General features: G+C 61.2%; 17 protein-coding genes and 1 tRNA gene. 8 read left to right on the top strand and 10 right to left on the bottom strand.

Annotation, left to right across the window (positions count from 1 at the left end; all coding sequences use genetic code 11):
- Window positions 1-6 precede the first annotated feature (6 nt).
- The 3 genes from RIE53_13310 to aroQ all read right to left on the bottom strand — a co-directional run bounded on the left by RIE53_13310 (window position 7) and on the right by aroQ (window position 4,494).
- Entirely contained in the window at window positions 7-2,439 is a 2,433-nt protein-coding gene (locus RIE53_13310; protein ID MEQ9105662.1) for an ABC transporter permease, read from the bottom strand.
- Between the two features lie 103 nt (window positions 2,440-2,542).
- Window positions 2,543-4,060: a polysaccharide biosynthesis C-terminal domain-containing protein gene (locus tag RIE53_13305; GenBank protein ID MEQ9105661.1), complete on the bottom strand. Its 1,518-nt coding sequence runs from the start codon at window positions 4,058-4,060 to the stop codon at window positions 2,543-2,545.
- The gene (gene aroQ / locus RIE53_13300) at window positions 4,057-4,494 is read right to left on the bottom strand and encodes a type II 3-dehydroquinate dehydratase (protein ID MEQ9105660.1); all 438 of its coding nucleotides are present in this window, start codon (window positions 4,492-4,494) and stop codon (window positions 4,057-4,059) included. The genes RIE53_13305 and aroQ overlap by 4 nt, the downstream gene beginning before the upstream one ends.
- Before the next feature lie 68 nt (window positions 4,495-4,562).
- On the opposite strand from aroQ, the gene RIE53_13295 reads away from it, so the two are divergent.
- From RIE53_13295 to RIE53_13285, 3 genes are read left to right on the top strand one after another with little or no spacing between them, the layout of a single operon-like run.
- Complete coding sequence (locus RIE53_13295) at window positions 4,563-5,180, top strand: helix-turn-helix domain-containing protein (protein MEQ9105659.1); 618 nt, start codon at window positions 4,563-4,565, stop codon at window positions 5,178-5,180.
- Window positions 5,177-6,328, top strand: coding sequence for a tRNA 2-thiouridine(34) synthase MnmA (gene mnmA, locus RIE53_13290; GenBank protein ID MEQ9105658.1), 1,152 nt, complete (start codon window positions 5,177-5,179; stop codon window positions 6,326-6,328). Before RIE53_13295 ends, mnmA begins: the two co-directional genes overlap by 4 nt.
- Before the next feature lie 44 nt (window positions 6,329-6,372).
- Window positions 6,373-8,133 carry a histidine kinase N-terminal 7TM domain-containing protein gene (locus RIE53_13285; protein ID MEQ9105657.1) on the top strand — a complete coding sequence of 587 codons (1,761 nt, stop codon included), beginning with the start codon at window positions 6,373-6,375 and terminating at the stop codon, window positions 8,131-8,133.
- Here RIE53_13285 and RIE53_13280 read toward each other — a convergent pair.
- Window positions 8,120-9,445 (bottom strand): 3-deoxy-7-phosphoheptulonate synthase class II, encoded by a 1,326-nt coding sequence (locus tag RIE53_13280; protein ID MEQ9105656.1) that lies wholly within the window; start codon window positions 9,443-9,445, stop codon window positions 8,120-8,122. The two genes, RIE53_13285 and RIE53_13280, sit on opposite strands and share 14 nt — an antisense overlap.
- Before the next feature lie 122 nt (window positions 9,446-9,567).
- Here RIE53_13280 and RIE53_13275 point away from each other — a divergent pair, with 122 nt between their 5' ends.
- Window positions 9,568-10,473, top strand: coding sequence for a hypothetical protein (locus RIE53_13275; GenBank protein ID MEQ9105655.1), 906 nt, complete (start codon window positions 9,568-9,570; stop codon window positions 10,471-10,473).
- Here the strand turns inward: RIE53_13275 and RIE53_13270 are convergent.
- From RIE53_13270 to RIE53_13250, 5 genes are all read right to left on the bottom strand, one after another.
- Complete coding sequence (locus RIE53_13270; protein MEQ9105654.1) at window positions 10,463-10,810, bottom strand: HPF/RaiA family ribosome-associated protein; 348 nt, start codon at window positions 10,808-10,810, stop codon at window positions 10,463-10,465. The two genes, RIE53_13275 and RIE53_13270, sit on opposite strands and share 11 nt — an antisense overlap.
- A gap of 52 nt (window positions 10,811-10,862) precedes the next feature.
- Window positions 10,863-11,567: a hypothetical protein gene (locus RIE53_13265; GenBank protein MEQ9105653.1), complete on the bottom strand. Its 705-nt coding sequence runs from the start codon at window positions 11,565-11,567 to the stop codon at window positions 10,863-10,865.
- Window positions 11,564-12,181, bottom strand: a complete 618-nt coding sequence (locus RIE53_13260; GenBank protein MEQ9105652.1) for an HmuY family protein — start codon at window positions 12,179-12,181, stop codon at window positions 11,564-11,566. The genes RIE53_13265 and RIE53_13260 overlap by 4 nt, the downstream gene beginning before the upstream one ends.
- Window positions 12,178-14,178: a TonB-dependent receptor gene (locus tag RIE53_13255; protein ID MEQ9105651.1), complete on the bottom strand. Its 2,001-nt coding sequence runs from the start codon at window positions 14,176-14,178 to the stop codon at window positions 12,178-12,180. The genes RIE53_13260 and RIE53_13255 overlap by 4 nt, the downstream gene beginning before the upstream one ends.
- Window positions 14,179-14,271: 93 nt before the next feature.
- The gene (locus RIE53_13250; protein MEQ9105650.1) at window positions 14,272-15,750 is read right to left on the bottom strand and encodes a carboxypeptidase M32; all 1,479 of its coding nucleotides are present in this window, start codon (window positions 15,748-15,750) and stop codon (window positions 14,272-14,274) included.
- Between the two features lie 110 nt (window positions 15,751-15,860).
- Here RIE53_13250 and RIE53_13245 point away from each other — a divergent pair, with 110 nt between their 5' ends.
- Window positions 15,861-16,478, top strand: a complete 618-nt coding sequence (locus RIE53_13245; protein MEQ9105649.1) for a nitroreductase family protein — start codon at window positions 15,861-15,863, stop codon at window positions 16,476-16,478.
- A 103-nt stretch (window positions 16,479-16,581) separates the two neighbouring features.
- Window positions 16,582-16,657 (top strand) — tRNA-Thr (locus RIE53_13240).
- A gap of 409 nt (window positions 16,658-17,066) precedes the next feature.
- On the opposite strand, the gene RIE53_13235 is transcribed toward RIE53_13240, so the two are convergent.
- Window positions 17,067-20,222 carry a two-component regulator propeller domain-containing protein gene (locus RIE53_13235; protein ID MEQ9105648.1) on the bottom strand — a complete coding sequence of 1,052 codons (3,156 nt, stop codon included), beginning with the start codon at window positions 20,220-20,222 and terminating at the stop codon, window positions 17,067-17,069.
- A gap of 109 nt (window positions 20,223-20,331) precedes the next feature.
- On the opposite strand from RIE53_13235, the gene RIE53_13230 reads away from it, so the two are divergent.
- Both RIE53_13230 and RIE53_13225 read left to right on the top strand, forming a co-directional pair.
- Window positions 20,332-20,991 carry a response regulator transcription factor gene (locus RIE53_13230; protein MEQ9105647.1) on the top strand — a complete coding sequence of 220 codons (660 nt, stop codon included), beginning with the start codon at window positions 20,332-20,334 and terminating at the stop codon, window positions 20,989-20,991.
- 168 nt (window positions 20,992-21,159) lie between these two features.
- Window positions 21,160-25,038 carry an SdrD B-like domain-containing protein gene (locus RIE53_13225; protein MEQ9105646.1) on the top strand — a complete coding sequence of 1,293 codons (3,879 nt, stop codon included), beginning with the start codon at window positions 21,160-21,162 and terminating at the stop codon, window positions 25,036-25,038.
- Window positions 25,039-25,678 lie beyond the last annotated feature (640 nt).

Here is a 25,678-nt window from a genome sequence, read left to right as displayed (position 1 = left end):
GCAAGACTACTGCCTCAGCGTCCGCGCCGGATCCACCCGAGCGGCGTTCCACGCGTGCCAGGCCACGGTCATCATGGCCACGAACAGCGCGGCGGCAGTAGCCAACACGAAGACGCCGGCGCCCATATCCATGCGGTAAGCAAAGTTTTCCAGCCAGCGGTCCATGGCGAACCAGGCCAGCGGGACGGCCAGTATGGACGAGATCACCACGAGGACTGCGAACTCACCGGAAACCAGGCGGACAATGCTGCCGGCGCTCGCGCCAAGGACCTTCCGGATGCCGATCTCCTTTATGCGGCGCGTAACGGTCAGCAAGGCCAACCCGAAGACGCCCATGCAGGCAATGATGAGGGCCAGGATGGACGACCACGTCACGATATCCTGCCACTGCTGCTCGGTGGCATACTGCCGGGCCATGTCGTCAGACACGAAGGCCCACGCATAGGGCGCACCGGGCGCCACGACGGACCACGCCTCCTCCAGCGCAGCCAGCGCCTGCTCGGTATTGCCAGGTTTCAGCCGGACCAGGATGGCGCCCAACCGATTGTAGTAGCCCGGGTGCATGTTCAGGACGGCAGGCTGCACAGCCGTGTGCAGCGATTGGTAGTTGAAGTCCTCCACGACGCCAATGATGGTCGGCGGGGTCTCATAGATGAACGAGAGCCACCCGTGCATGATATGTCCCACCGGCTCCTCGATCCCGAATTCCCGTACGAGGGCCTCGTTCACGAGGATGGAATTCGTGGGATCGGCCGGGTAGTCCTTCGAATAATTGCGCCCGGCCACGATTTCCATGCCCATCACGTCCACGTAGTCGTAATCCACGCCGAAATTGTAGGCTTGGCGCTGGATGCCCTGCGCATCGGCCCAGCCGTTCCGGTCACTGCTCCGGGTGAAAGCCTGTCCGGCCCGGGCCACATTCTCGACGTATCCGGAGGGCATGACCGCCTGGCGATACGCTTCCACGTAGTCCTCGGCACGATTCGGGTCCAATCCGCGGGCTTCGATGGCCACCACACGCTCGGCATCGTACCCCATGTCGGCATTCAGGAGATGGTCAATCTGCTGGCTCATGATGAACAGGCTTGAGAGGAGGCCGATAGAGATCGTGTATTGCAGAACGACCAGACTCCGTGTCAGAAGGCCGCGACCGGACTTCGGGGTTTCGCCCTTCAGGACGCGGGCGGGCTGGAACCGTGACAGGACCACGGCGGGGTATCCGCCCGCAATCAGACCGACGGTGGCGAGCAAGGCCAGGATTCCGACCACCAGCAGGACGGGCGACAGACCCAGGATGGACAGTTCCTTGCCCGTCAGCGTGTTGAACCACGGCTGGAGCACTACCGCGAGGGCCAGGCCGGTCAGCAGGGCACCGCCTGCCAGCACCATCGATTCACCCAGATACTGTTTCATGAGCTGCCCGCGATCGGCGCCCAGCGCCTTCCGGATGCCGACCTCATGGGCCCGCGTGGCGGATTGCCCGACGGACAGCGTCATGAAGTTGATGCATGCAATGAGCAGGATGAGCAGGCCGATACCCCCGAGAATCCAGGAATACAGTGGATTGTGGACGGCGCGCTCATATCTCACACCCACTTCGGGGGACCGGTGCACGTCGGCCAGCGGTTGCAGTTCAAGGGTGTACGCGCCATCGTGCGTGGCCATCCGGGATGCGCCGCGCATGGCCTCGACGTATTCCGCGAATGCGGTATCGACGTGCGGCCCGAGTCCGGCTTCGAACGCCTCGGCGTCGGTGCCCTCTGCCAGGAGGATGTACGTGGAGGTCCGGCCGCCCCAGTTGTTGCCACCGAGCCGGATGTCCCCGTAATTCTCGAACGACACGGCTACATCGAAGGTGATGGAGGACCAGGCCGGGAAGTCCTCGAAGACCCCGACGACCGTAAAGTCCTTGTTCAGATCACCCCGGGAAATATTGGTCGACTGACCGACGGCCGCTTCGGCCGAGCCGTACCAAGCCTCGGCCGTGGAGCGGGAGATGACCATGTCGTCGGGGGACAGCAGGACCCGTTCAACATCCCCGGCCAGGAGCGGCACGGTGAACATCCGGAAGAAGTCATGGTCCACTTCGGCCATCATCCGGCGGTACACCTCATCGCCGGTCCGGATGTCCATGGAATTCTGCACGAGGCGTGTGGCCCGTTCTATGGCCGGAAACGCATCCTTGAACGCCGGTGTGAATTCGGGCGTCATCATGAGCTGGTATTCCGGCGTTCCGTCGGGCGTCAGGTAGCGGAAGTTGGTCTTGTGGATCCGATTCGCGTTCTCGTGATAGCGGTCAAAGCTCCATTCGAAGTGGACGAGCGTCAGGATGAGGACGCACGCGGCCATGCCGAGCGCCAAGCCGACCACATTCACGATGGCATAGACGGGACGACGGCGGAACGCGCGGAGCGCGGTCACGAGATAATTGCGGAACATGGCACGCAGGGGGCTGAATGAGACAGGCTGGCTTTGGCTTTGGACCGTCCCGCCTACGGAATGGTTTGCCCGCGCGTTGCACCTGCCGATTCCGACCGGAGTGTCAGGCTCGCCTGGCCAGCACCCCGCCCACTACTGCGTACACGGTCACCATCCCGAGTTCAGGCAGCAGACCGTCGGCGCCCGGCACGAACGTCCAGACCGCAAAAACGCCCACACCCACGGCCAGCAGCACGAGTACCCGGCCCCAGGCGTAGGGCACCGGGTAGACCGGCCGCACGAGCCAGAGCAGGACCAGGGCCATGGTGGCATAGGCGGCGGCGGTCCCGGCAGCAGCTGCCATCATCCCGTACATCGGTACGAACAGCGCATTCACGGCCACGGCCACCGCGCTGCCGGCCAGCGTCGCGTGCAGGAACCACCGGGTCCGTTCCCGGATGTATGCCCCGGCCGAAAAATGGTAGTACCATCCCTGGAAGAAATACCCCAGCAGCGCAACCGGAATGATGCTCAGCCCCATCCAGTATGCCGGCCCGATCAAGTACCGGTCGCCCGGCAACGGCAGGGACACGATGTTGTCTGCCAGGAACGACACGGCCAACAGCACGGCGCCGAGCATCCAGGTGAGCAGGAAGAACACCTTGCCGAACAGCTCCGGCGCATCGTCGTCCCGCCGGCGCTGCAGGAAGAACGGCTGCCACGCGTAGCGGAACATCTGCACGAACAGGGCCATGAGCACGGCCAGTTTGATCATGCCGCCGTACGTCCCGACCACATATTCGGTGTATACCCCCGGACCCAGCTCTGCGGCCCGTTGTGCCAGGCCGGGATCGGTGAACCGGTCGCCGTAGAGTTCAATGACCCGCGACGCATCCATCCGCTCCAGGAAGAAAATGTTGATGCGCTCCGTGAGCGCGTATCCCAACCCACCCGGTACGAAGGGCAGGCCGAATGCGAGCATCTTCCGCCACAGCGCCCGGTCCGTGCGCGCCGCCATCCGATGCGTCATGACGGGCACGAGCAGCAGTACGGTCACCGCCGAGGCCGCCGCATTGGCCATCAGGATGGCTTCCACGCCCATGTCCAGGCCGAGCAGCAGCCACAGGTTCAGCCCCACGTTCACGGCGATGTTCGCCAGGCGCACGCCGGCGAAGGTCCAGGGGCGATTCCGGAGACGCAAATCCGCAAACGGAACGATGGCCAGGGCGTCCAGCGCCAGGATGGCCGCGGCCCAACCCAGCAGGTGCAGATGCCGTGTGTCGAGCCCGATGAGGGCCGCAAACGGACTCCGGAACGCCAGCATGAGGACCGTGCACACCAGCATGACCCCGCCCACGGAGAGCACGGCGGTGGTGAAGGCTGCACTGCGCCCACCATGCCGGCCGTCCCCGCTCACCTCCTCGTCGGAGGCGAACTTCAGGTAGGCCGATTCCATGCCGTGCTGGTACACGATGTTCAGGAAGACGAACGCGGCGTACAGCACGATGATGGGCCCGTACGCATCCGGCAGGAAGACGTGCGAATAGAGCGGGAAGAGCAGGAAGTTGACCAACCGCCCCACGATGGACGATACACCGTAGACGGCGGTGTCCGAGGCGAGCTGCCGTATGCGGCCTCTCATGCCGTGGTCGCGTGGCGCTCCTGGAAGTACTGCACGGCCAGGTGGTATCCTGCGGTGCCCAGCCCGGTGATGACGCCGGTGGCCACCTCACCGGTCAGGGTATGCTGGCGGAATTCCTCACGCGCGTGGATGTTTGAGATGTGGACTTCCACAACGGGCAACGGTGTGGCTGCCACCGCATCCCGCAGGGCCACTGACGTGTGTGTGAATCCGGCGCCGTTGAGGATGATGCCGGTGTATCCCTGGTCCGCGGCCTTCTGTATGGCATCGATCAACTCCCCTTCATGGTTGCTCTGGCGCCAGTCAGTGGAGACGTCCGGATGCCGTTCGCGCACGTCATCCTCCAGATGTTTCAGGGTCTTCGATCCGTAGATGTGGGGCTCGCGTGAACCCAGCAGGTTCAGGTTCGGGCCGTTGAGTACGAGCAGGCGCATGGTGGCAAGAGGATTGGTCTCCGCGTACGGACGGGCACAGTATACGGTCCAGAAGCGTACATTGGAGCATGGATGAACTGCTTACACTGAAGGAGGCCTCCGAGCAACTGGGGGTCCACCCGGTCACGCTCCGGCGTTGGTCCGAGAGCGGAAAGATCGAGGTCGTGCGGACGCCTGGCGGGCATCGCCGGTTTCCGGCGTCGGAAGTGGCCCGCCTGAAACGCGGGCCGGACCGGGGCACGATGTCTGTTACTGCTGCTGCTTCCGCCCGCGAGGATTTCCAGGAGCGCGCGCTGGCCACGACGCGCGAGGACCTGAAGCATGTGAAGGCCGACTGGGCGCAGTCCGCCAACCAGGACGAACTGGAGGAGAAGCGGGTCCTGGGACGCCGGCTCATGGGCTTGCTCATGCAATACGTGGGCGTGGAAGGCGACGACGGTGACGATATCCTGGACGAGGCCCGCGTGGTGGCCCGGATTTACGCGAAAGGCATTGTTTCGGCCGGGGTACCGCTGGCGGAGGCCTTGCGTGCTACCCATTTCTTCAAGGATCACATCCTGGAGTCGGCCGTAGTGCTGCCCGAGACCGCCGGACGCCGTCCAGAGGCGAATCAGCGGATGTTCAGGCGCTTGAATGGCTTCCTGAACGAAATCCAGATAGTCATCGCAGAAGCGTACAGATCATGAGTTCGAAGGGACGGGTGCTGGTAGCCATGAGCGGCGGAGTGGATTCCTCTGTCGCCGCCGTGCTGCTCAAGCAACAGGGATACGAAGTGGTGGGCATCACCATGAAGACCTGGGACCACGCGTCCTCCGGCGGTGCGGCCGCACGCGCTGCTGCGGCGGGTGCTTCGGCCAAGGTGGTCGGATGCTGCACGCTCGAATCCATGAACGATGCCCGCTCGGTGGCGCTCACGTGGGATTTTACCCACTTCATCGTGGATATCCGCCAGGAATTCGGGGACTGGGTCATCAACCGGTTCACCGACGAATACATGGCGGGCCGGACGCCCAACCCGTGCGTGCTCTGCAATACGCACATCAAGTGGGAGGCGCTCATGCGCCGGGCGGACGACCTGGGATGCGAGCACATTGCGACCGGACACTACGCCCGCGTCCGACAGGATCCGGAGACGGGCCGATACGCTCTGCTCCCCGGTGTGGACCGCAACAAGGACCAGAGTTACGCACTCTGGGGTGTGTCGCAGGAGAACCTGTCGCGGACCATTTTCCCGTTGGGAGAACTGACGAAACCGCGCATCCGTGAAATGGCCTCCGAATTCGGACTGGACCGCGTGGCGGACAAGCCGGACTCGTACGAGATCTGTTTCGTGCCGGACAATGACTATCGTCGGTTCCTGCGTGACCGCGTCCCGGAAATGGACGAGAAGGCCGGTCCGGGGCCCATGGTGCTGTCGGATGGCACGCGCGTGGGGACGCATGAGGGGTATCCGTTCTATACCATCGGGCAGCGGCATGGGTTGGGCGTGGCCATGGGATGGCCGGCCTACGTGACGCGGATAGATCCGGAGACGAATACCATTGTGGTGGGTCCGGAGTCCGAACTCATGCAGCATCGACTGGTGGCCGGTCAGCTGAACTTCGTGGGCGCAGCGGACCTCGGCGAGGAGCGCCACGCATGGGCCAAGATCCGGTACAACGATCCGGGTGCGCCCTGCCTGGTGCGCCAGGAAGGCGACACGTTGCATGTCTCTTTCTTCGAGGCGCGCAAGGCCATTACCCCGGGCCAGGCCCTGGTGGTCTACGATGAGCACGCGGAACTGCTCTTGGCCGGGGGGTGGATATCCCGGATTGAAGAAGTCGTGACGGTGTAATCCGGACCGTTAAGCGATCCGGGATTTGGGACGATACCCAGAGCGTGGACACCGTTTCGTTCCCCATTATCGCCCCCTTCGTCGCGAGCATCCTGCTGTCACTGGCACTGGGAGGCTACGCCATGCACCGGTACCGGTCCCCCGAGGCCCGGTACTTCATGATGTCCATGCTACTGGCGGCGTTCTGGTCCATGTCGTCCACGTTTCAGTTGCTCAGCCCGGACTTCGGCGTGAAGCGATTCTGGGCCGACATCAAGTTCATTTCGGTCACCGTCATTCCGGTGACCTGGTTCCTGATGGCGCTGGCGTTCTCCGGCATCCGTCATTTCCGGAAGGCCTGGGAAGTGGCCCTCCTGTTCATTGTCCCCGTCGTCACGATGGCCCTGATTGCCACGAATGCGTTGCACGGGTGGGTCTTTGCCGTCCAGTGGCCGGCAGAGAGCGAGCACTTCACGTCGGTAGGTCGGACGTATGGACCCTGGTTCTGGGTCTATACCCTCTACGCATACGGCATGGTCGGTGCCAGCATGTCCATTTTCGGGCATGCGGCCTTCAAACTGAGTGGTCGGCGTCGCCAGCAGGCGGCCATGATGCTCGGCGGCAGTTTCGTGCCGTTGCTGTTGAATGCCCTCTACCTGAGCAACCCGGACGCTTTTTTCCAGCTGGACTACACCCCGGTGGCTTTTTCGGTGTCAGGCGTCTTTTTCGCGATCGGATTGTTCCGGTTCAGCCTGTTGGATCTGCGTCCCATTGCCCGCAGGGAAATCATGCGTGTCATGCAGGATCCCGTCATCGTGACGGATGTCCGGGGCGTCATTGCCGATTTGAACGATGCCGCCACGACCGCTTTCGGCATGGACCGGTCAGCAATCGGCACGCACTTCCGGGGCGCCATCCGGGGCCTGGCCGATGTCATGAGCCGGGATGGGGATACGCGGACGTTTTCGGCGGAAGTGTCCCGGCGAATCGGCGACGAGTTGCGTTGGTTCGACGCACGGATAAACCTGCTGGAGGACGAGATCGGGTCGCCGCTGGGCTACCTGTGTGTACTGCGTGACGTGACGGACAGGAAAGCGGCGGAACGGCAACTGCTGGTTGCCAAGCAGCGTGTGGAAGAACTGTCGCGACTGAAGTCCGCGTTCCTCTCCAACATGAGCCACGAAATCCGGACACCGCTTGCCGGTATCATCGGACTCTCCGACATGCTCGTGGAAGAAACCGAAGGGGAGCACCAGGAATTCGCCGGACTCATCCGGGACGGCGGCACGCGCCTGCTCCGCATGCTGAATTCCGTGTTGTCGGTTGCCCATCTGTCGTCGGGCAAGATCGAGCAACACGCGCGCAAGGTGGATATCGTGGAACTCATGCGCTCCACCACGGACTCGTTCCGGGTCGAGGCAGAGCGGGCCGGGCTCGACTTGCTGTTCGTGGAGCCCGCGGGTCCCGTGGATGCCATCCTGGATCCGGATCACTTCTCACACGCCGTCGGTCACCTGCTGGACAATGCCATCCAGTTCACGGAGTCAGGCCGCGTGAATGTGCGTCTGGAGAGTACATCGGACGACGTCCAGGTCATGATTTCCGATACCGGGCGCGGCATGAATGCCCGATTCCTGGAGCAGGCGGCCGAAGCTTTCAGCCAGGAGGCCTTCGATCTGGACCGGCCCGTGGAGGGCAGTGGCCTGGGGCTCCGTGTCGCCTACGGACTGGTGGAAGAAATGCACGGACGCATATCGGTGGATTCGGCACAGGGTGCCGGGACGTCGTTCACCGTTACCGTTCCACGACGGGCTACTCCCGCATGAAGCGGCGCTTCCGGATGATGGCGAAGGCCATCTCCAGTGCCTGTTCCCCGTTCAATCGGGGATCCACCTGCGATTGATACGCCCGCTTGAGGTCGTCTTCGTCCAGGCCGCCGGCCCCGCCGGTGCACTCCGTCACGTTCTCGCCCGTCAATTCCAGGTGCACGCCGCCCAGCACCGTCCCCGCCGCGGCATGGATATCGAAGGCCGACTCCAGCTCCGTCAGCATGGTCTGGAACCGGCGGGTCTTTATGCCTGAATCGAGAGTTTCCGTATTCCCGTGCATGGGATCGCAGGTCCACAACACCGGTGTACCGGTGGCCTTGACAGCCTCGATGATTCCCGGGAGATACCGTTCGATGTGTTCCGCCCCCATGCGGGTGATGAGCGTCAATCGTCCGGGTCGGGCGTCCGGGTTCAAGGTGCGGACCAGCGTCTTGAGGTCTTCAACCGGCATGTCGGGACCGACTTTCAACGCCACCGGGTTTGCGATGCCTGACAAATAGGCCACGTGGTCGCCATCGGGCTGGGCGGTGCGCATGCCCACCCACGGGAAATGCGTCGAAATATTGAAGGTCTGGCTGGACTGGGCGTCCTCGCGCGTCAACGCCTCCTCGAACGGGAGCAGCAGGGCTTCATGGCTGGTGTAGAACGACACGCGCTCCATTTCCGTCCGGGGTCCCGGTGCCACGGCCTCCATGAACCGGATGGATTCCAGGATGGCATCGACCACGTCCTGGTATTCCTTCCGGAGGGCATCCTGGTTCACGAAACCGAGATTCCAGTTTTCCGGATGATGCAGGTCGGCAAATCCGCCTTCGCCCAGGGCCCGCACATGATTCAGTGTTGCGGCCGCGTGGTGATACGCGTGCAGCATGCGCTCCGGGTCCGGGGTGCGGGAGTGGGCCGTGAATTCCGTCCCGTTCACGATGTCCCCGCGGTACGAGGGCAGCGTCATGTTGCCCCGGGTTTCCAGGTCGGCCGAGCGGGGCTTGGCGTACTGTCCGGCGAACCGACCGACCCGTACCACCGGCATGCGCAGACCGTAGATGAGTACGAGGCTCATCTGAAGGAGTACTTTCAGCCGGTTGGAAATGATTTCGGGACGGCATTCCGAGAACAACTCCGCGCAATCGCCGCCCTGCAGCAGGAATCGCTTTCCGGCCGCGGCCTCCGCAAGCAGGGATTCCAACCGGCGGATTTCCCATGGGGTCACGAGCGGCGGGCGCTGGGACAATTCCTTCAGCGTGGCGCGAAGCTTGGTGGCATCCGGATAGAGCGGCTGCTGCAGGATGGGTCGGGTGGCAGTGGGCATGTCGGGAAAGTACGTCGTCGAAGTTTCGGGCAAAAGCCTGTACCCAATGCAGGTTTCAAGAACCGGGTCGCGCCGTGGACGTATCGACACGGAATTCCCGATGTCACCTTGCCCTGAATATCATGCGCTACCTGCCCGTTCTCCTGGTTATCCTGTTTGTCGCCGGTTGTGACAGTACCTCTTCTTCCGACGAGCCGGCAAACCGGTTCCGGATAACCCTGGACGTGGACGGGCTGGTGCCCCTCCAGGATGGCTTCAGGTATCAGGTCTGGGCCATGGTGGACAATACGCCGGTCGGGTCGACGGTGTTCAATGTGAATGAGAACGGTCAGTTCGTGAACAACCTGGGCCAGATCGTATCGCGGACGTTGTCCATGTCGGCGAACGTGGCCCGCGCCACGACCGTCATGGTGACCATAAACGGCAAGACGGATTCTGGTACCGTCCCGTCGAATCGCGTCCTCATGGCGGGTGATGTCGACAATGGAGGAGTCACCCTGTCGGTGGATCATCCGCTGGCCCTGGGTGCGGAGCTGGGTGGACCATTCACGGGGGCCTTCCAGCTCGCTACGCCCTCCGACACGAACCCGAACAACGAGCTGGGTGGCTTGTGGTTCGGGACCGGACAGGGCGCTCAACTCCAGCCGACGCTGGACTTGCCGGAGCTGCCTTCCCAGTGGATTTATGAGGGATGGATTTCTTTGTCGGACGGTACCGTGTTCTCCACCGGAAAATTTTCCCGGGGAGACCGGTTCGATGAGTCGAACCCCCACAGTTTCCAGGATGTCCCTCTCGTTCCGGGTGAGGACTTCCTGCTGGATCCTCCCGCCGGTGTGACGTTTCCGCCCGATTTCTCCGGAGCTGCGGTTTTCGTGACCGTGGAAATGGCCGAAGACGACAACCGTTCGACACCGTTTGCCGTTCGGCTGCTGGAGGGGAGCGTGCCGGCGTCACCGCAGCCGCGGACGCCGTACGCCTTGCAGTCGTCCACGTCCGTGCCGGGCGGCAGCGCCGAGTTCAGTCTGTAAGAAGCTTCGATGCCTTCACGGCTCGTTTGCGTCGATCCCGGATGGCGGAGCGGGCCTTGCGCAGCTGGCGTTCCACTCCGACCAGGGCATCGGCAATCGCTTCCGGAATGTCCCGCGACTTGGCCGATCCGGTCAGGTTTTCCGGCTTGTGATACAGGACGACCGTGGCTTCGTAGAGGTTGACGGTGGGCTTGCCTGACATCTGCTTGACCGATACATAGGCTCCGGTGATGTCGTTGCGCTCTTCATCCAACCCGTCCAGGCGGGACTGGATTTTCTCGACGACCGCATCGGAAATGTGGAGGTGGTCCAGATGGAGCTCGAGGTTGATGCTCATGGGTTTTAGGGGTTTTCCTGTACCTCTATTGTACTCGCGGAACGAGGAAGGATCAACCCTGGTTGGCATGCACCGACCCGGATGGATTCCGGACCATGACGTGGTATCCCCACCAGATGAGGGAAAGTCCCAGCAATTCGGTCACATACAGCACTTCCACGTAGCCCGCCCGGGTGAACGATCCCCCGATGCCGGGCAAGAGCGCGCCTACGGCAATCAGGGCATTGCCGTTCACGCGGCTGGCGAATTCGGCGCCGGCGTGCCGGTATTTCCACGCCGACCAGGCGGCGCCACCGGCCAGGAACAGGAAAGCGTACAGGTTCACGATGGGCGAGAACAACCGGACCCACTGCCACTCCAGGACGCTGCCCGACAGGCGGTGCGCCTCGACCAGGATGTAGTCAATGGGGGAGACCAGCACGAACCCGGCTGCCACGGCCACATACACGATGAGCAGTCCCGTCAGGACGTGGGCGGTGCGTCGCTTCATGAGCAGGTAGATGGTGCCCTGGGCCAGCGGAGCGCCGCCAAGCAGCGCCCCGCTGATGTACCAGGCCCGGAATACGCCCTCCTGCCACCCCAGCACCGTCGTCAGACTCTCGGTCAGCGTGCCGACGCCGTACATGATGACCCCGAGCATCCACCAGAACAGGTACAGCGCGGACGGCTTTTTCCGCCAATGCCGGTACAGCCGGATGGAGAACGGGACGGCCAGCAGGGTCGTCAGGATCGGGATGTAGTGGACGAAGGAGATCATTCGAATGACCGGCTGCCATCGGGCTGGAAGACGAAGTCGAACGTCAGGTAGCGGGCTTCGTCCGTATTCACCGGGTTGGCCGGTGCGCCGCGGTAGTACGATACCATGTTGATCTTGGCATACCGGCCGTCCGCCGTCTTCACGACAATCACGCGGCCCGGGGTCGGCTGCAGGATCTGCGTCGCGGGGTTGTAGGAATACCAGGACTGACCGCTGCCCGTACCCAGCGCCGGTCCGGCGGCCGAATCGGTGGCATAGCCGGTTTCCGGGGCCAGCGTCACTTCAGCAAAGGTGGTTTCCAGGATCTGAGCCGCGCCCTGGCCAGGCCCGCTGGTTCCGCCGTTCACCAGGATGGTCGAGCCCCGGAAGGCCACGTCCCACTGCGTCGTCGCAGAATCGGCGCGTTCAACAATGCGGTTTTCGCGCAGGCTGTAGAAGGAATGGAGGTTCTGACCCACGGGGCGGCCGTTGACGAATCCGACGAACGGATCGGCAGGCAGGTCGGCCACGCGTTCGGCGACCACTTCATTGCCGCCGTCCGGGGACGCCGGGTCGTCGCTGCAGGCGGTGAGCGTGAACAGCAGGATGAGGGAAAGCAGGGAAATACGTGTCATGGTTGATACTCGAATGCCAGCGAAGCGAACACTTGGCGCCCCGGCTGGGATGGGATGAGCGGTGCGTTGGTGAGGTTGAACAGGTTGCGGATGCCCGCCTGCAGACGCAGGCGGTTGCCCACGGAGCGTTCCGTGGTGACGTTCCAGAGCCAGTGGCCCGGGACATATTCATTGGCGGCGTCCAGGATGAGGTTGCCGTTCAGGTCGGCGTGCCCGTACCGGCTGCGGTACTGCCCCTGGACCGTGACGTCGACGCCGGCCATTACGCGCTCGGCGGTCATGGCGGCATGCAGGGAGTGGCGCGAACGGTTCAGCAGGCCTCCGTAGTCCTTGCGCGTCAGGCGGTAATCCACGCCGTCCCGGCGGGCAAACACCCGCCCGGCATCCAGGTCCTCCAGCACGGACAGGTCCGCCGTATCCAGGAACTGATAGCCGGCGCGAACGCTCACCGTCCGGGTGGGCCGCGTTTGCAGGTCGAGCGTCAGACCGCGGGTCCGGATCCGGTCCAGGTTGACATAGGAAAAGACATTCTGGCCGTTCGGCTTGATGGCCACCGGGACGGTCTCAATCAGGTCGCGAACACGGTTCAGGAAGGTCGATACCGTGATGTCCACCCGCCGGTGGGGATTCCACGCTACGGACGCATTCCAGGACACCGACTGCTCCGGCCGCACATCCGATGCACCGATCACGGAGTAGCCGGCCACGGGATTCGTGAAGTCCATGAACATCTGCTGGAACGTCGGGGCCTTGAATCCGCTGCCCACCGATACGCGCAGCTGGAGTCGGTCGGTGGGTTCGCCCAGGAGCGCGAGTTTGGGGGACACATGCGTTCCGTATTCACTGTGCACATCCAACCGCGCACTGGCTGTGGTCTGGAATCGGGACCTTCGGGCCCATTGATGCTGCAGGAAGGCGTGTGCGGCCTCCATGGACCGACGCTCGCCCAGGATCCGGTCGGCACGCACCACGTCGCGCGTGGCACCCGCACCGGCCGTGACCAGGTGGTGCTGGCTCCCCAGATGATCATAGATCGCTTCCAGCCGGTACATGCCCTGGCGGAACCGGGAGGTGGACGCGTCCACGGTGGAGGTCGTCCGGAACGAGGCGGCGTGGCCGCTCAGCCGGATGCGGTGGACCGGTGTGGCCCGCCAGGCGAGCGCGGGACTCACGGACCAGTCGTACTGGCGGTCCTCAAGCACACCGACGAGCGTCTCGTCGCGGCGCGCCTGGCGGGCCATGCGGACGTCCAGTCGGCTGTCGAAGCTCGGAGCGGCCTCCCAGTCCAGACGCAGCGAGCCCGTCTGGCTGTCATACGGTGCGCGGGTCATGCCTACGGCCGTGGGAGACAGGTCGTATCCGTCCGAGGTGAGGCTGTTCACATGGAGGGCGGCCGATACCGGGCCTGCCCCGCCCGACACGGACGCGTTCGCATCGGTCGTGGCGAATGACTGGCGGCGCACCATACCCGTGGCCGTGAGCCCGTCGGCGGGCGAACGCGTGATGATGTTGATGACCCCGGCGAGCGCATCCGATCCATACAGGGACGACGAGGGGCCTTGCACGATTTCCAGGCGCTCGATGTCAGCCACCGGCAGCCGGTCCAGGTCGAGGGTGCCGGCCGTGCGGCCGAGCAGGGGTTGTCCATCGATCAGGATGAGCGTGTAGGCGGGATCCATGCCCTGCATCTGGATGCCCGCGCCGTGGTCGTGCACAATGAACAGCCCGGGCTCCTGGGACAGCACGTCGGTCAGTCGCAGACTCCCCGTTCGGCGGATGTCCTCGGACCGGACGACCCGTGTCGGGACCGGCGTATCCTTGAGCCGCTGCAGTGTGCGGGACGCCGTAATGACCATGACGGGCATCTCGACGGTCCACAGCGAATCGCGGCGCGGTTTCTCCGCGTCAGGCGGCGTTCCGGATTGCCGGGCCAGTGCGGGAAGCACGGAAGCGGCGCAGAACAGCAGCAGGAAAAGAAGGACGGCAGCGCGGGACATGAGCAGACTCGATCAGATTTCGAGCTGCCAAAACTATATCATAAGTGAACAAATGTATACACAAATGTCACACTTGATAAGAAATGCACAGAATCAGGACGTCAATCCGTAGAGCGCGCCGTATTTGGCCGATACGTACTGCACGAACGGCTCGGCATCCAATCCCGTGCCGCACACATCCTCCAGGATCTGCGTGGCGGTCTTGCGGCGTCCCCACTGGTGGACGTGTTCGCGGAGCCACGCCAGGATGGGAGCGAACTGCCCGGACGCCACGAGGTCGTCGCGATTCGGGAGGTCCTTGGCCATCGCATCGAACAGCTGGGCCGACATCAGATTGCCCAGGGCGTAGGTCGGGAAGTAGCCGATGGCCCCGAGCGACCAGTGGATGTCCTGCAGCACGCCTTCCGCATCGTTCGAAGGACGCAGCCCCAGCCACGCCTCCATGCGGTCGTTCCAGGCCGCCGGCAGGTCGGCCACGTTCAGCCGCCCGGAAATCAGATCCTGCTCCAGCTCGAAGCGCAGCATGATGTGCAGGTTGTAGGTGACTTCGTCGGCCTCGACGCGGATGAGCGAGGGCTCTACGCGGTTTGCTGCCTGGTACATCTGCTCGGCGGTGACTCCCGCGAGCCCGTCCGGGAAATGCGCCTGCGCCCGCGGCATGTAGTGGTTCCAGAAGGGCAGGCTGCGGCCGATCTGGTTCTCCCACATGCGGGATTGGGATTCGTGCATGCCGAGCGACGTGCCCTCGGCCAGCGGTGTGCGCTCCAGGTCCTGGTCGACGCCCATCTCATACAGAGCGTGTCCGGTTTCGTGAAGCGTGCCGAAAAAGGCGGGATTGAAGAAGTCCGTCTCCAGGCGGGTGGTAATCCGGGAATCGTTGATGGAGAACGACGTGCTGAACGGATGCGCCGAGCGGTCCTGCCGCCCCCGCGTGAGATCATACCCGAACGCCTGGGCGACTTCCAGACCGAAGGCCCACTGCGCGGCTTCCGGGAAATGCCCCCGGACCGGGGCGTCGTCCAGTTGCGGGGCGGCGGCAATCTGCTGGACCAGCGGGACGAGCCGCGCACGCAGGTCGGTGAAGGTCCTGGTCACCGTCGCGGTCCGCATGTCCGGCTCGTACAGGTCCAGGAGGGCGTCGTAGGGCGTGTCGACGTATCCGTAGGCCTCGGCCTGCTGCAGGCACAGGTCCACGATCTTCTCCAGGTGCGGCTGGAAGTCCGCGAACCGGTTGGCCGCCCGGGCCCGCTGCCAGGCGCCCTTTGCCCGCCCGGTGGTGGCCGCCAATTCGGCGACCAGGGAAGACGGCAGGCAGGTGGCCTTTTCCAGGTCCCGGCGGGCCACCCGGATGAAATCCCGGTCCATGTCGGACTCGGGCGCGGCCGAATCCAGCAGGCTCGCCGTCCGGTCCGAGGTCAGGAGTTCGTGCGCGAACGAGCGGAGCGTGGACAGCTGTAGCGCCCTGGATTCGGCCGCGCCCTCGGGCATATAGGTCTCCTGGTCCCACTCCAAGAGGGCAGCGGCGTGGTTCAGGTCGGCGATCTTGGCGAAATGCTGGCGAAGTTCGTTCATGCTTGGAAAAAATCTTGGTTCGGACGGCGCGTGTCGCGTTCGGAGGATAGCTGAGCCGCCATGTACGAAGCGGGCGGGATCCCGATCCACGCGGGTGCCGTATGGGCCGGATGAAACGTCCCATCGACAACATCATCCGCAAGCGGCGCACCTGGAAGGTCATCGGATCGCCGACGCATCCGTTGCCCGCAGAGGACTCCATGCCGTTGGTGCGGGACGTGCTGGAGGTCGCGGCGTGGGCACCGTATCATCACGCAATCAAAGGAGACGTGCCCCAGCCCTGGCGCGTGCATGTGCTGGATGCGACCGCCTGCCGCACGCTGGCCGCGGACCTGGCCAAGGACCCGGAAGCGGGCAAGTACCCGGGCATGTTGGCCACGGCGAGCGCCCTGCTCATGGTGAATTGGCTGCCCGAGGGATCGTTCAAGCACGGCCGGAAGCCTTCCTTCAAGGGCACCCTCGTAAACATGGAGCACATTGCGGCGGTGTCGGCCTTCATCCAGAACGTGCTTCTTGCCGCCACGGACCGTGGCCTGGAGACCTACTGGAGCAGCGGCGGCCTGCTGGCGGAGCGGCCGTGGGCCAGGAAACTCGGCATTCCCAAGGACGAACTGCTGCTCGGCGCAGTGTTCCTGTTTCCGGATGATGCGCCCGGCGGCGTCCCCGGAAAACACCGGGACAAGCTCGCGCCGATCGATGCGTGGAGCCGGCAGGTCCACCTCAAATGACCCCTTGAACGGCCCGGGGCAGTAAAGAATCCGCGAACTACGGTACCCCGGTCCGGGTCGTGCGTTGACTGACCCGATAAAGGACCGTATTTTACCGGTCTATGCCAATGTAGCTCAGCTGGTAGAGCAGCTCACTCGTAATGAGCAGGTCAGCGGTTCGAGTCCGCTCATTGGCTCCACTGAAAACGCCTCTCTCGGTATCGGGAGGGGCGTTTTGCGTATGGTCAGGGCTCTGGGCCGTTGCGTTCCATTTTGAGTGTGCAAGATATATTCAAGACGAGCGGCTGATTACCTAGGCTGTTGTACCCTATACCAGTCGATTGGAAGGGGGGTGTTGCTGGGGCTCCTTCAATTCCGACCATTTTTCCAGCGAGACTCCCTTTTACCCGCAGCCTCATTTCCGACTATCTTGGCAATGCACCAATTCCGAGACCAAGATCGGTCTTTAAAGAAGTGTCCACCGAATCGGGGTAGAACCCGCCAGAAAAAAAGCCCCCCAAGATCGCTCATGGAGGACTTTCAAGGACTGTGGAGGACAAACCTCCTCATCTGAGTGCCCAGGACTGGAGTCGCGGAAGTTCCGCCTGTTCACTCCGGAATCATCACGGTAAGTTTGGTGCCATGGCCAGGCCTGGATGTGATCGTCATGCGACCTTGAATTCTCTCCGTCCGCTCCTGTATACCGATCAGGCCAAAGTGCCTCCTCTCAGCGAGGGAGACAAGATCTTTCGGAACGAGAAAACCAACTCCGTCGTCTTCGATCCGTAACAACCACTGCCCGCCATTCTTTCCGATTGATATCGTGAGACGGGTAGCTTGGGAGTGCCGAACAACGTTTCCGAGAGCGGTCTGAGCAATCCAGTAGAGGTGTTCAGCGATGGAAGGAGGCACGTTCTGGAGGTTCGGTGAAAGGCGTGCCACGATCTCGAGACCTGGGACCAATTCTCTGATGCGGGATAGCATTCCGTCCACGGCAAACTGAATTCCTAAAACGTCAAGAACTTTGGGTCGGAGTTGATCGCATACGTCACGAATTTCCTCCGCAATACCGACAATGGTCTCCCGGGTTTGTTCGATATCGGATCCGTTCGCCTCCAGCTGGTGATTCAGTGCATACAACGTCTGAATGGGCCCATCATGAAGCGTTCTTGCAACGTCTCCCCGCTCCTGCTCCGCCCTGAGAGCGACGATACGGGCCATTTCAGAAACATTTTTGGCCTTTTGGCGCTCATCTCGACGAACGGCTGCTCGTGAACGTTTGAACAGAAGGCCAATACCCATCAGAATCAATAAGAGGCTCCCGCCGACAAAACGGGAGGAGCGCCAGAATGGCGGATACGCACGTAAATACACGAAGCTATCGGACGGGCTTCCCGGTGGTTCGTCCACGTATCCGAATTCGAGGCGGTGCAATCCCGGGGAAAGATTGTGGAAGCTGAGTATCTGGCTGGTTGGATCGGTCGGGATCCACGCGTCACCCTCATTTGTCAATCGGTAACGGAATCTTCCCGCCGTAGGACTACCGAAACTGAGTGTGCTCATACGAATGGAAATCGACCGCTCGTCAGGCTGGAAAATGAGTGTGTCGCCCTCGCTTACGAGTCCGGGACGGCCAATGCCGAAAACCGAGACCTCTGATATCATCAAATCGCGTTGAATATGCGGTGTCAACACCCTCTCCGGGTCGAAAAACGTCATTCCGCTTGGACCACCGAAGTACATCCTGCCGTCACGCGCCTTGTATGAGGAGGCCAGATCAAACTCGTCGTCGTGCAGGCCCTGATCCCGGGTGAATGATCGTATGGTTCCGGACTGTGCATCGCGGTATCCCAGCCCGTCTGTGGTGGAAAACCAAAGCCCGCCGCGTTCATCTTTCTGAAGCGCATAGACCATGTTGCTGGGAAGTCCGTCGGCAGTTGTCAAGCAATGGGATTCGCCCGCTGCGACATCCAACTCGAGCAGTCCTCCTCCAACCGTCGCCAGCCACAGCGTGCCCGGATCGCTATCCAATTCTTCGATGTCCCAGATGACAGAAGAGCAACCGTTGTCCTGTACCAGGAGGTCAACCCGTTCTGCGTCAAACCCATCGCTTGACTCGTCGACCCGATACAGGCCGTTGTCATTCCCCAGCCAGATGGTACCGTCAATGGATTCAAAAACGGTGTTGGCCAAGTTGTGAGAACTCATGGACTCCACTTCGCGTGCACCGAAGCGGACCTTGTGATGCCATCTCCCATCCACGGATCCTACGACCACTTGGTTCGACCCTGCGACCCATACTCGGTGTCTGCTGTCTTCGAGCAAGTCGAGAACAAACCTCCTTGGCCGCTGGGGTAACACCGGTGGCAATTCGACCAGATCGATGTACGATTGGTCAAGAACGACCTCCGCGGCATCCTTTGGCATTCGGTAGAGCCAGCCGGAAGTGCCAATGAGCACTGTACCATCGGAAAGCCTGGACAAGCTCCTGATGAACTGCGGATGCTCTGTCATGAGACTGGGGCCTTGCGGAATGGCGATCCGGGTGGCGGGGACGCCTGGATCCCTGTTCCATTTGAAAAGACCTTCATTGGTACCCAGAACCATACTTTCGTCGTCGAGCTCCAGCATTGAATTCACCGCCGTAGGCGGAAGCACGAGGGAGGGAGGGTTCGTTCCCGAGAACCGATTGAATGGCAACGGAAGTGATCGTTGCAGCGTGACGCCGGCGTGCGTGCCAACCCAGAGGTTTCCTTGGCTGTCACGCATCACCTTCAAAGAACGGCTACTGGGTAGACTGAATGGTGGATTCGAGAGGGAGTACGTTGATACAGAATCGGTAAAGATGTCCTCTGCACGTAGGACATCCTCAAGACCACTGATCCAAATGGTGCCGGGATCGTCAACCCATACGGAAAAGATCCCGCCTACGTCAGCATGCGGCAGGACAATCCGTCTTTGAGGCGAAAGATCGCTCGCGGAATATGTTTGCACGTGGATTCCTTCGGCAAGGTCAGTATCAAGTCCATCGACATAACGGAACTGAAAGACGACGAAAAGCAAAGAATCTTGTTGGACGATGTCACCGAAGGATGCCAAGGAAGGCCCCAACGGTTCACAAGCGCCCGTTGATAAATCTACTTTTGAGAGGGCGACGCGAGGTAGCTCGGACGCCGACGGCGTCCATCGGCAGAAGCCCAGGATGCCCGAGTCTGCGAGCACAAAGGCCTGCAGTTTCATGGTCGCGTCCGTACCATCCACGTTGAGAGGAACACGACGGATGGTTTCCGTAGCGAGGTCGAATTCGGCCAGTTCCCCCGAGCGGGTTGATAACAGGAGTGAACCGTGTCCAGTGAAATTGACGTATTCGACTCTGTTTGACGGCAAGCTGGCTTCATTGTCAGGGTCGTGCTGCCACGAACGAAACGTCTCGGTGGATGGGTCGAACCTGTTCAGGCCACCGGACATGGTTCCGATCCAGAGCGCACCGTCCGGCGTCTCTTCGATACTCATGACCTTCGAATCGGACAGCGTCTCCGGGACTCCAGGTTCGTGACGAAAGACCTTGAAATGATGCCCGTCGTAGCGGTTCAACCCGTCCCTTGTCGCAAGCCAGACAAAGCCGTTTCGGTCTTCGTGGACATCGTAGACAATTCGCTGCGAAAGGCCATCACGGGAATCCAGATGGAAAATCGGACTCTGGCGAGCAGACAGCGCACCGGAAGGGAGCGTGGAAACAGCAATAAGTAAGATAGCGATTCGCACGGGCCGCCAGTGATCATGATCATACGTACAATTAGCACCAAAGTATACTGTTTATCAGACCGGGTTTGCCCATTTTGTCACCGATTGCTTTTTCACACGGTGTTTCGATATGACCATATCCTCTCCGGTTCGTGTTGTTGTGGCAGACGACCATCCGGCATTCAGATCGGGTGTTGCATCGTGGCTGGACCAGAATCCTGACGTAACCGTGATCGCTCAGGCGGCTGACGGGCATGAGGCGTTGCGCCGGGCCATGGAGTCTAAACCCGATGTATTGGTGCTGGACCTGGAAATGCCGAAGATGACAGGACTGGAAGTCATCCGTGCGTTGAAGCGGGAAGGATCGACAACGCAGGTTCTGGTACTGAGTGCGCACGAAAAAATGGAGTGGGTGCAAGCCATTTTGGACGAGGGAGCGGCGGGGTATTTGTCCAAGGTCGAGTCCCTAGATGCCATCCTTGAAGCTGTGTTGGGTATCCATTCAGGAGAAGTCGGATGGCTCAGCCGGCGAATTTCCCGGCTGTACGTACAGTCCGCGCGCGATCCGGATCGTGATATACTCGCCGAGACGAGTGAGCGGGAGATCGATGTGCTGCAGGCCATAGCCAGGGGTTTGTCGAACAAGCAGATCGCAGATGAGCTGTTCATTGCCGAGAGCACCGTCAAGAAGCACGCGAACAGCATATATGCCAAGCTGGGTGTTGAGACGCGCGCGCAAACCATCGCATTGATGTGGCGAAATGGCCTGGTCGACGGCGCAGAGGGGTAGTCTTTCGTTCCATGTATAAGGGTCAACAAGGGGTAGTCAAAGCTCTCCTTTTGTTTGACCCGTGTCAACGCAACGATTTGCAACATGGGAGTCGTTCCATACCCACCCCCAACGAGGAGTGTCATGCAATATCGTACTAAGTCAGGATTCGTGGTTCTGAGGGCATTCTTGGCCCTTGTCGCACTTTTGGGCCTGGTCGGGCCGGCAAATTCAGTATTCGCAGCTGGCCCGTCAGGCCCTACGGGGGTTGATGCGACGCGCGCCGCAGGCGCTTTGAGCGTAAGTGTGACCCATGATGCTTTTGATCCCATCGAGATAGGGCGCCAATTCAAGTACACCATAAACTACAGTTGTGCCGGTTCAGACTGCGTAAACCCAGCGTTGCAGTTAGACCTCTCGCCAGAGCTGGTCATTATCGCCGTAGAAGGAAATGGTCAATTTCCGAACGGGAGTGCCTTGTACTACAACCAGCTTACAAAGGCGATCTTCCGCAGCCCAACTGCATCGATCCCGGCCGGATCGACCGGTCAATTAACGGTCACGGCGTTCCTTCGATACGGGGATACTTGCAACGGAACCGAGACTACGGCGACAGCGGTGATGACGGCTGACGGATCACAGACAGCCGAAGCCCAGGCCAGCACCGTGACGGCGCGGTCGTACTTCAAGTACACGGCCGAACTGATTCGCGAGGCCGGCGATGCACTCGGCGGTGAAGTGGTGTACAGGATTCGGATGTTGAGTCCTCAGGGCAACTACATAGGAGGCCTCAATCTGTACAATCCGATGATAACCTTTACCCCTCCAACGGGCGCTGAATTTGTCGATGCATCTGATGGTGGACAATGGAATCCTGACGACGGGACCGCCACCTGGCAGCTTCCAAATATCGTCTCGACAGTCGCTGCGTACTTCGACCGCTTCGTCACGGTCCGATATCCAGCAGCGGTTTTTTCGAACGCAGGAAGCGTGACGGCCGAGATGCACATAGAGGGGTCAGGCCCATCAAATTGTGCCGAGTCCTTTGTAATCGACGATTCGGAGGAGACTATCCTCGTTGCCCCATACGACGAGACGGAATTTCGCGTCTACGGGCCAGGTCAAGAGTGGATAGACTATGTAGGAATTTGGGGCGATCCCGGGACTCAGAACTCCACATTGCACTTTACCAACAGTGGAAACGTCCCACTCGATGACCTGACATTGACACATCGTGTACCCGTCGAACGTGAGGTGCTTGTCATCCTGACCGGTAAGTTTGCAAATGCGGTCGGTGTCAACGCTACGATCAGTTATCAGAAGAACGACAATCCAGTATGGATCCCTATCGGAATATTCGATGCCGCAGTGCACGAAGAAATTCCACTATATCCGTCGCTTGATCCGCGACTGGCGAATACCGGGTTCACTTATGGGGTTGATCAGATAACGGCACTCAGATGGGAGTACGGCACGGTCCCTGTCGGTTTTCATTACGCCACTGTGAATCCAAATTCCGTAGACAAGCCCGGCGTATTCGTAAAGATTCCGCCCGTTACTCGGGACGGGAGAGTGGTGCAGGTGGGAGACCAATACTATGCCTGTGCTACCGCGGAATATTCTTATTCGGGTAGTCATGAGTCGGGAGAACATTGCATCACTGAAACGCTGAGGGCCGATTCACCAGTCGTTGTGGGGAGCATTCAGCCGCTCAGCGGAATGAGCTTCCGTCCCGGAGAAACCAGCAATTGGCGACTCACGTTCGGCAATTACGCTCCGGGTTCGGCGTTCAACCCGCGAGCCATCATCAACCTCCCACCTGAATTCGAATTTGTTTCGTTCGGCGATATCCCTGAAGGATGGATTGACGCGACTGATCCGCAGAATCCGGATGTCCCCACAATTTCTGCCCCGGTAATCGAGGGGCCGCAGTTGTATAACGAACTCTTCCAACTCACGATAAATCTCCGAGCACGTGCAGGTGCCCCGATTGGTACGGTAGCCTTGTGCTGGGGAGGCGTGAGTGACACGCCCGGATGGAACAGCAATCCCGTACAGTGCCAAAATCCGCGAATTACCGGCCTTGCCTCTGTGGAGTCGACCAAACAGGTTCAAGGCGCCAGCAACTACCCGGATTATGCGTCGGGCAGCCAATCGGCCAAGACGGTTCAGGGCGGCGCAGCCAACTACCGGCTCACCATACAGAATACGGGGAACGTTCCTCTTGAAGGCATTACGGTTGTTGATCTCCTACCACGAAGCGGTGACGTCTCGGTGCTCGCCCCATTCGGCCCCCGTGGAAGCGGTTGGACTCCGCAACTCGCCGGTCCCATCGTGGCACCTGCAGACGTGACGGTGACCTATTCAACGACCGACAACCCATGCCGGTCTGATATCGGAATCAGCGGACCGACGGGATGTGTCGATCCAGCATGGACAGCCGAGCCGCCCTCACCGATAACCTCCGTGCGCGCACTCCGCTTCGAATTCGGCTCAACGCTGAATGCACTCGAAGAGCGAGTATTTGACTGGCCCATGGTAGCACCGCTCGGTGCACCTCACGATTCGCAGGCCTGCAATAGCTACGCGTACTCGGCAAGGCGTGCCGACGATGGGGCCGTGTTGCTGCCGTCAGAGCCGGCGGCGGTGTGTGTTGGCATCGATCCGATCGAGCCCGCGGCGCTTGGCGACTTCGTCTGGGAAGACACGAACTTCAACGGCCTTCAGGACGATTCGGAAGAAGGAGTAAACGGCATAGCTGTCACCCTGCTTCGGCCCGTCGCGGGTGGCGCTCCGGTCGTAGCTGTCAACCGATCAGGCATACCGATGCAGACCGTTACGGCCGACAATGCGTCCGGCAAGCCAGGTTTCTATCTGTTTTCGAATCTCGAGCCTGGAGACTATATAGTCACGGCAGAGCTGCCGGAAGGCAAAGCGTTCGCTCGCAACGACGGGGGAAACGAGGCGCTCGATTCTGACATCGATCCGGCTACAGGCCAGTCGGCGGTCATTTCGCTGGGCCCAATTGAGCTCTACTCGGTGGATATCGGCGTACGTCCGCCGAACTCTCCTCCGATCGCCGTCGCGGGCGAGGATGCGATCCACGAGTGCCTCGCACCGACCGGGACCGACGTCATTTTGAATGGATCGAGTTCGAGCGACCCGGATGGGGACGCACTCACGTACACCTGGTTGAATTCCGACGCCCAGATCATCGCCGGGCCCGGGAGCGATCCCGTGAGCACCGTCACGCTCCCACTCGGCGAGCACCTGATCACGCTTTATGTGGCCGATGACAAAGGTGCGGTCTCGACGGACGTGATCGAAGTGACCGTCGAAGACACAACTCCCCCTGAGATCATCTTCGCTGCCGGCGCCCTCAGCCTCTGGCCACCCAATCACAAGTATAGGACGATCGATCTGGCCGGTCTCGCGACCGCAACCGACGCGTGCGATGCCGCCATCACGATAGAAGGATTGGCCGTGACCCGGGTGACAAGTGATGAGCCGGAAGATGTAATCGGAAATGGCGACGGCAAAACCACCGACGACATGGTGGTGGGGGCCACGTGCCAGAGCATCGACGTTCGCGCTGAGCGGCAGGGCGGTGGGAATGGCCGCGTGTACTCGGCGCTCGTGACGTTGGCCGATGCAGCCGGGAATGCGGGATCGGGCGTATTGACGATCGGAGTGCCGCACGACGTCAAGGATGTAGCCGCGGACGACGGTCCAGCGTACTCTGTCGAGACCTCTTGCCTGATAATGGGCAAGGACATCGCGGAGGCCGCCGACCTGGCGCCCATTCCGACCGAATACGAATTGGGCAACTACCCCAACCCGTTCAATCCTTCGACGACGATCCGTTTTGCATTGCCGGAGGCACAGGTGGTGCGGCTGGAGGTCATTGATATGGCCGGACGCCGTATTGCGATGCTCGTCGACGGGCTGCGCGAGGCGGGAACGCACGAGGTCCAGTTCGGTGGACAGAATCTCTCGAGCGGCCTGTATGTTTACCGCATGCAGACGGACGCGCACGTACTGACAGGGCACATGTTGCTGTTGAAATGATGCATTAAGGCTAGAGCCTTCAGGGCGCGACTCTCCCAAGGGGTTGCGCCCTGCAGGGAAATGGGCCTGAGTGAACCGGGAGGCGGAATCGTCCCATAAACATGAACCAGCGATTGCACGACATGACCGGGGTAGTAGTCGAACAGAGGATCAATGCCCCATGACCGAGTTGCCGAACACGGTCCCAATGCTCAATCGGCTCAGTATCTCGATCCAAGATTTCGAGCAAGTTGCGGATTTCTCGGATGTCTTGACCAAGAACGATGCGAATCTGGACCTGGCCGTCGAAACCAAGTATCTCCTTACTCTGCGAATCTCATGCTAGGACGAGGGTGGGCGTTCAAAACGTGCTCGTTGGATAGGATGAAAATAGGGGTTCTTGCCCGATTCGGTGGACGGTTGAGCTAAGTACAATTCCTTCGATCTAGACACGTTCAGATTGAGGCGAATCAGGTGGGTTCTACCCCAGTTTGGGTGGGCCGGACGAACGGGCCATAGGTTCTAGCCCAGTTACAACTTTGGGATAAAGAGTTTACATGTACCGGGCGTTAGTATGAGTCGGCACACGTGGCGACTAGCTCGATGGCTCAACGACCATTCTCGGCCGACTGACGAGTCCGTCATTACAATTTCGTGACAC

Source organism: Rhodothermales bacterium, from assembly GCA_040221055.1.
Classification (GTDB): Bacteria; Bacteroidota; Rhodothermia; order Rhodothermales; family UBA10348; genus 1-14-0-65-60-17.
This window is presented reverse-complemented; position numbering and strand designations above follow the sequence as displayed.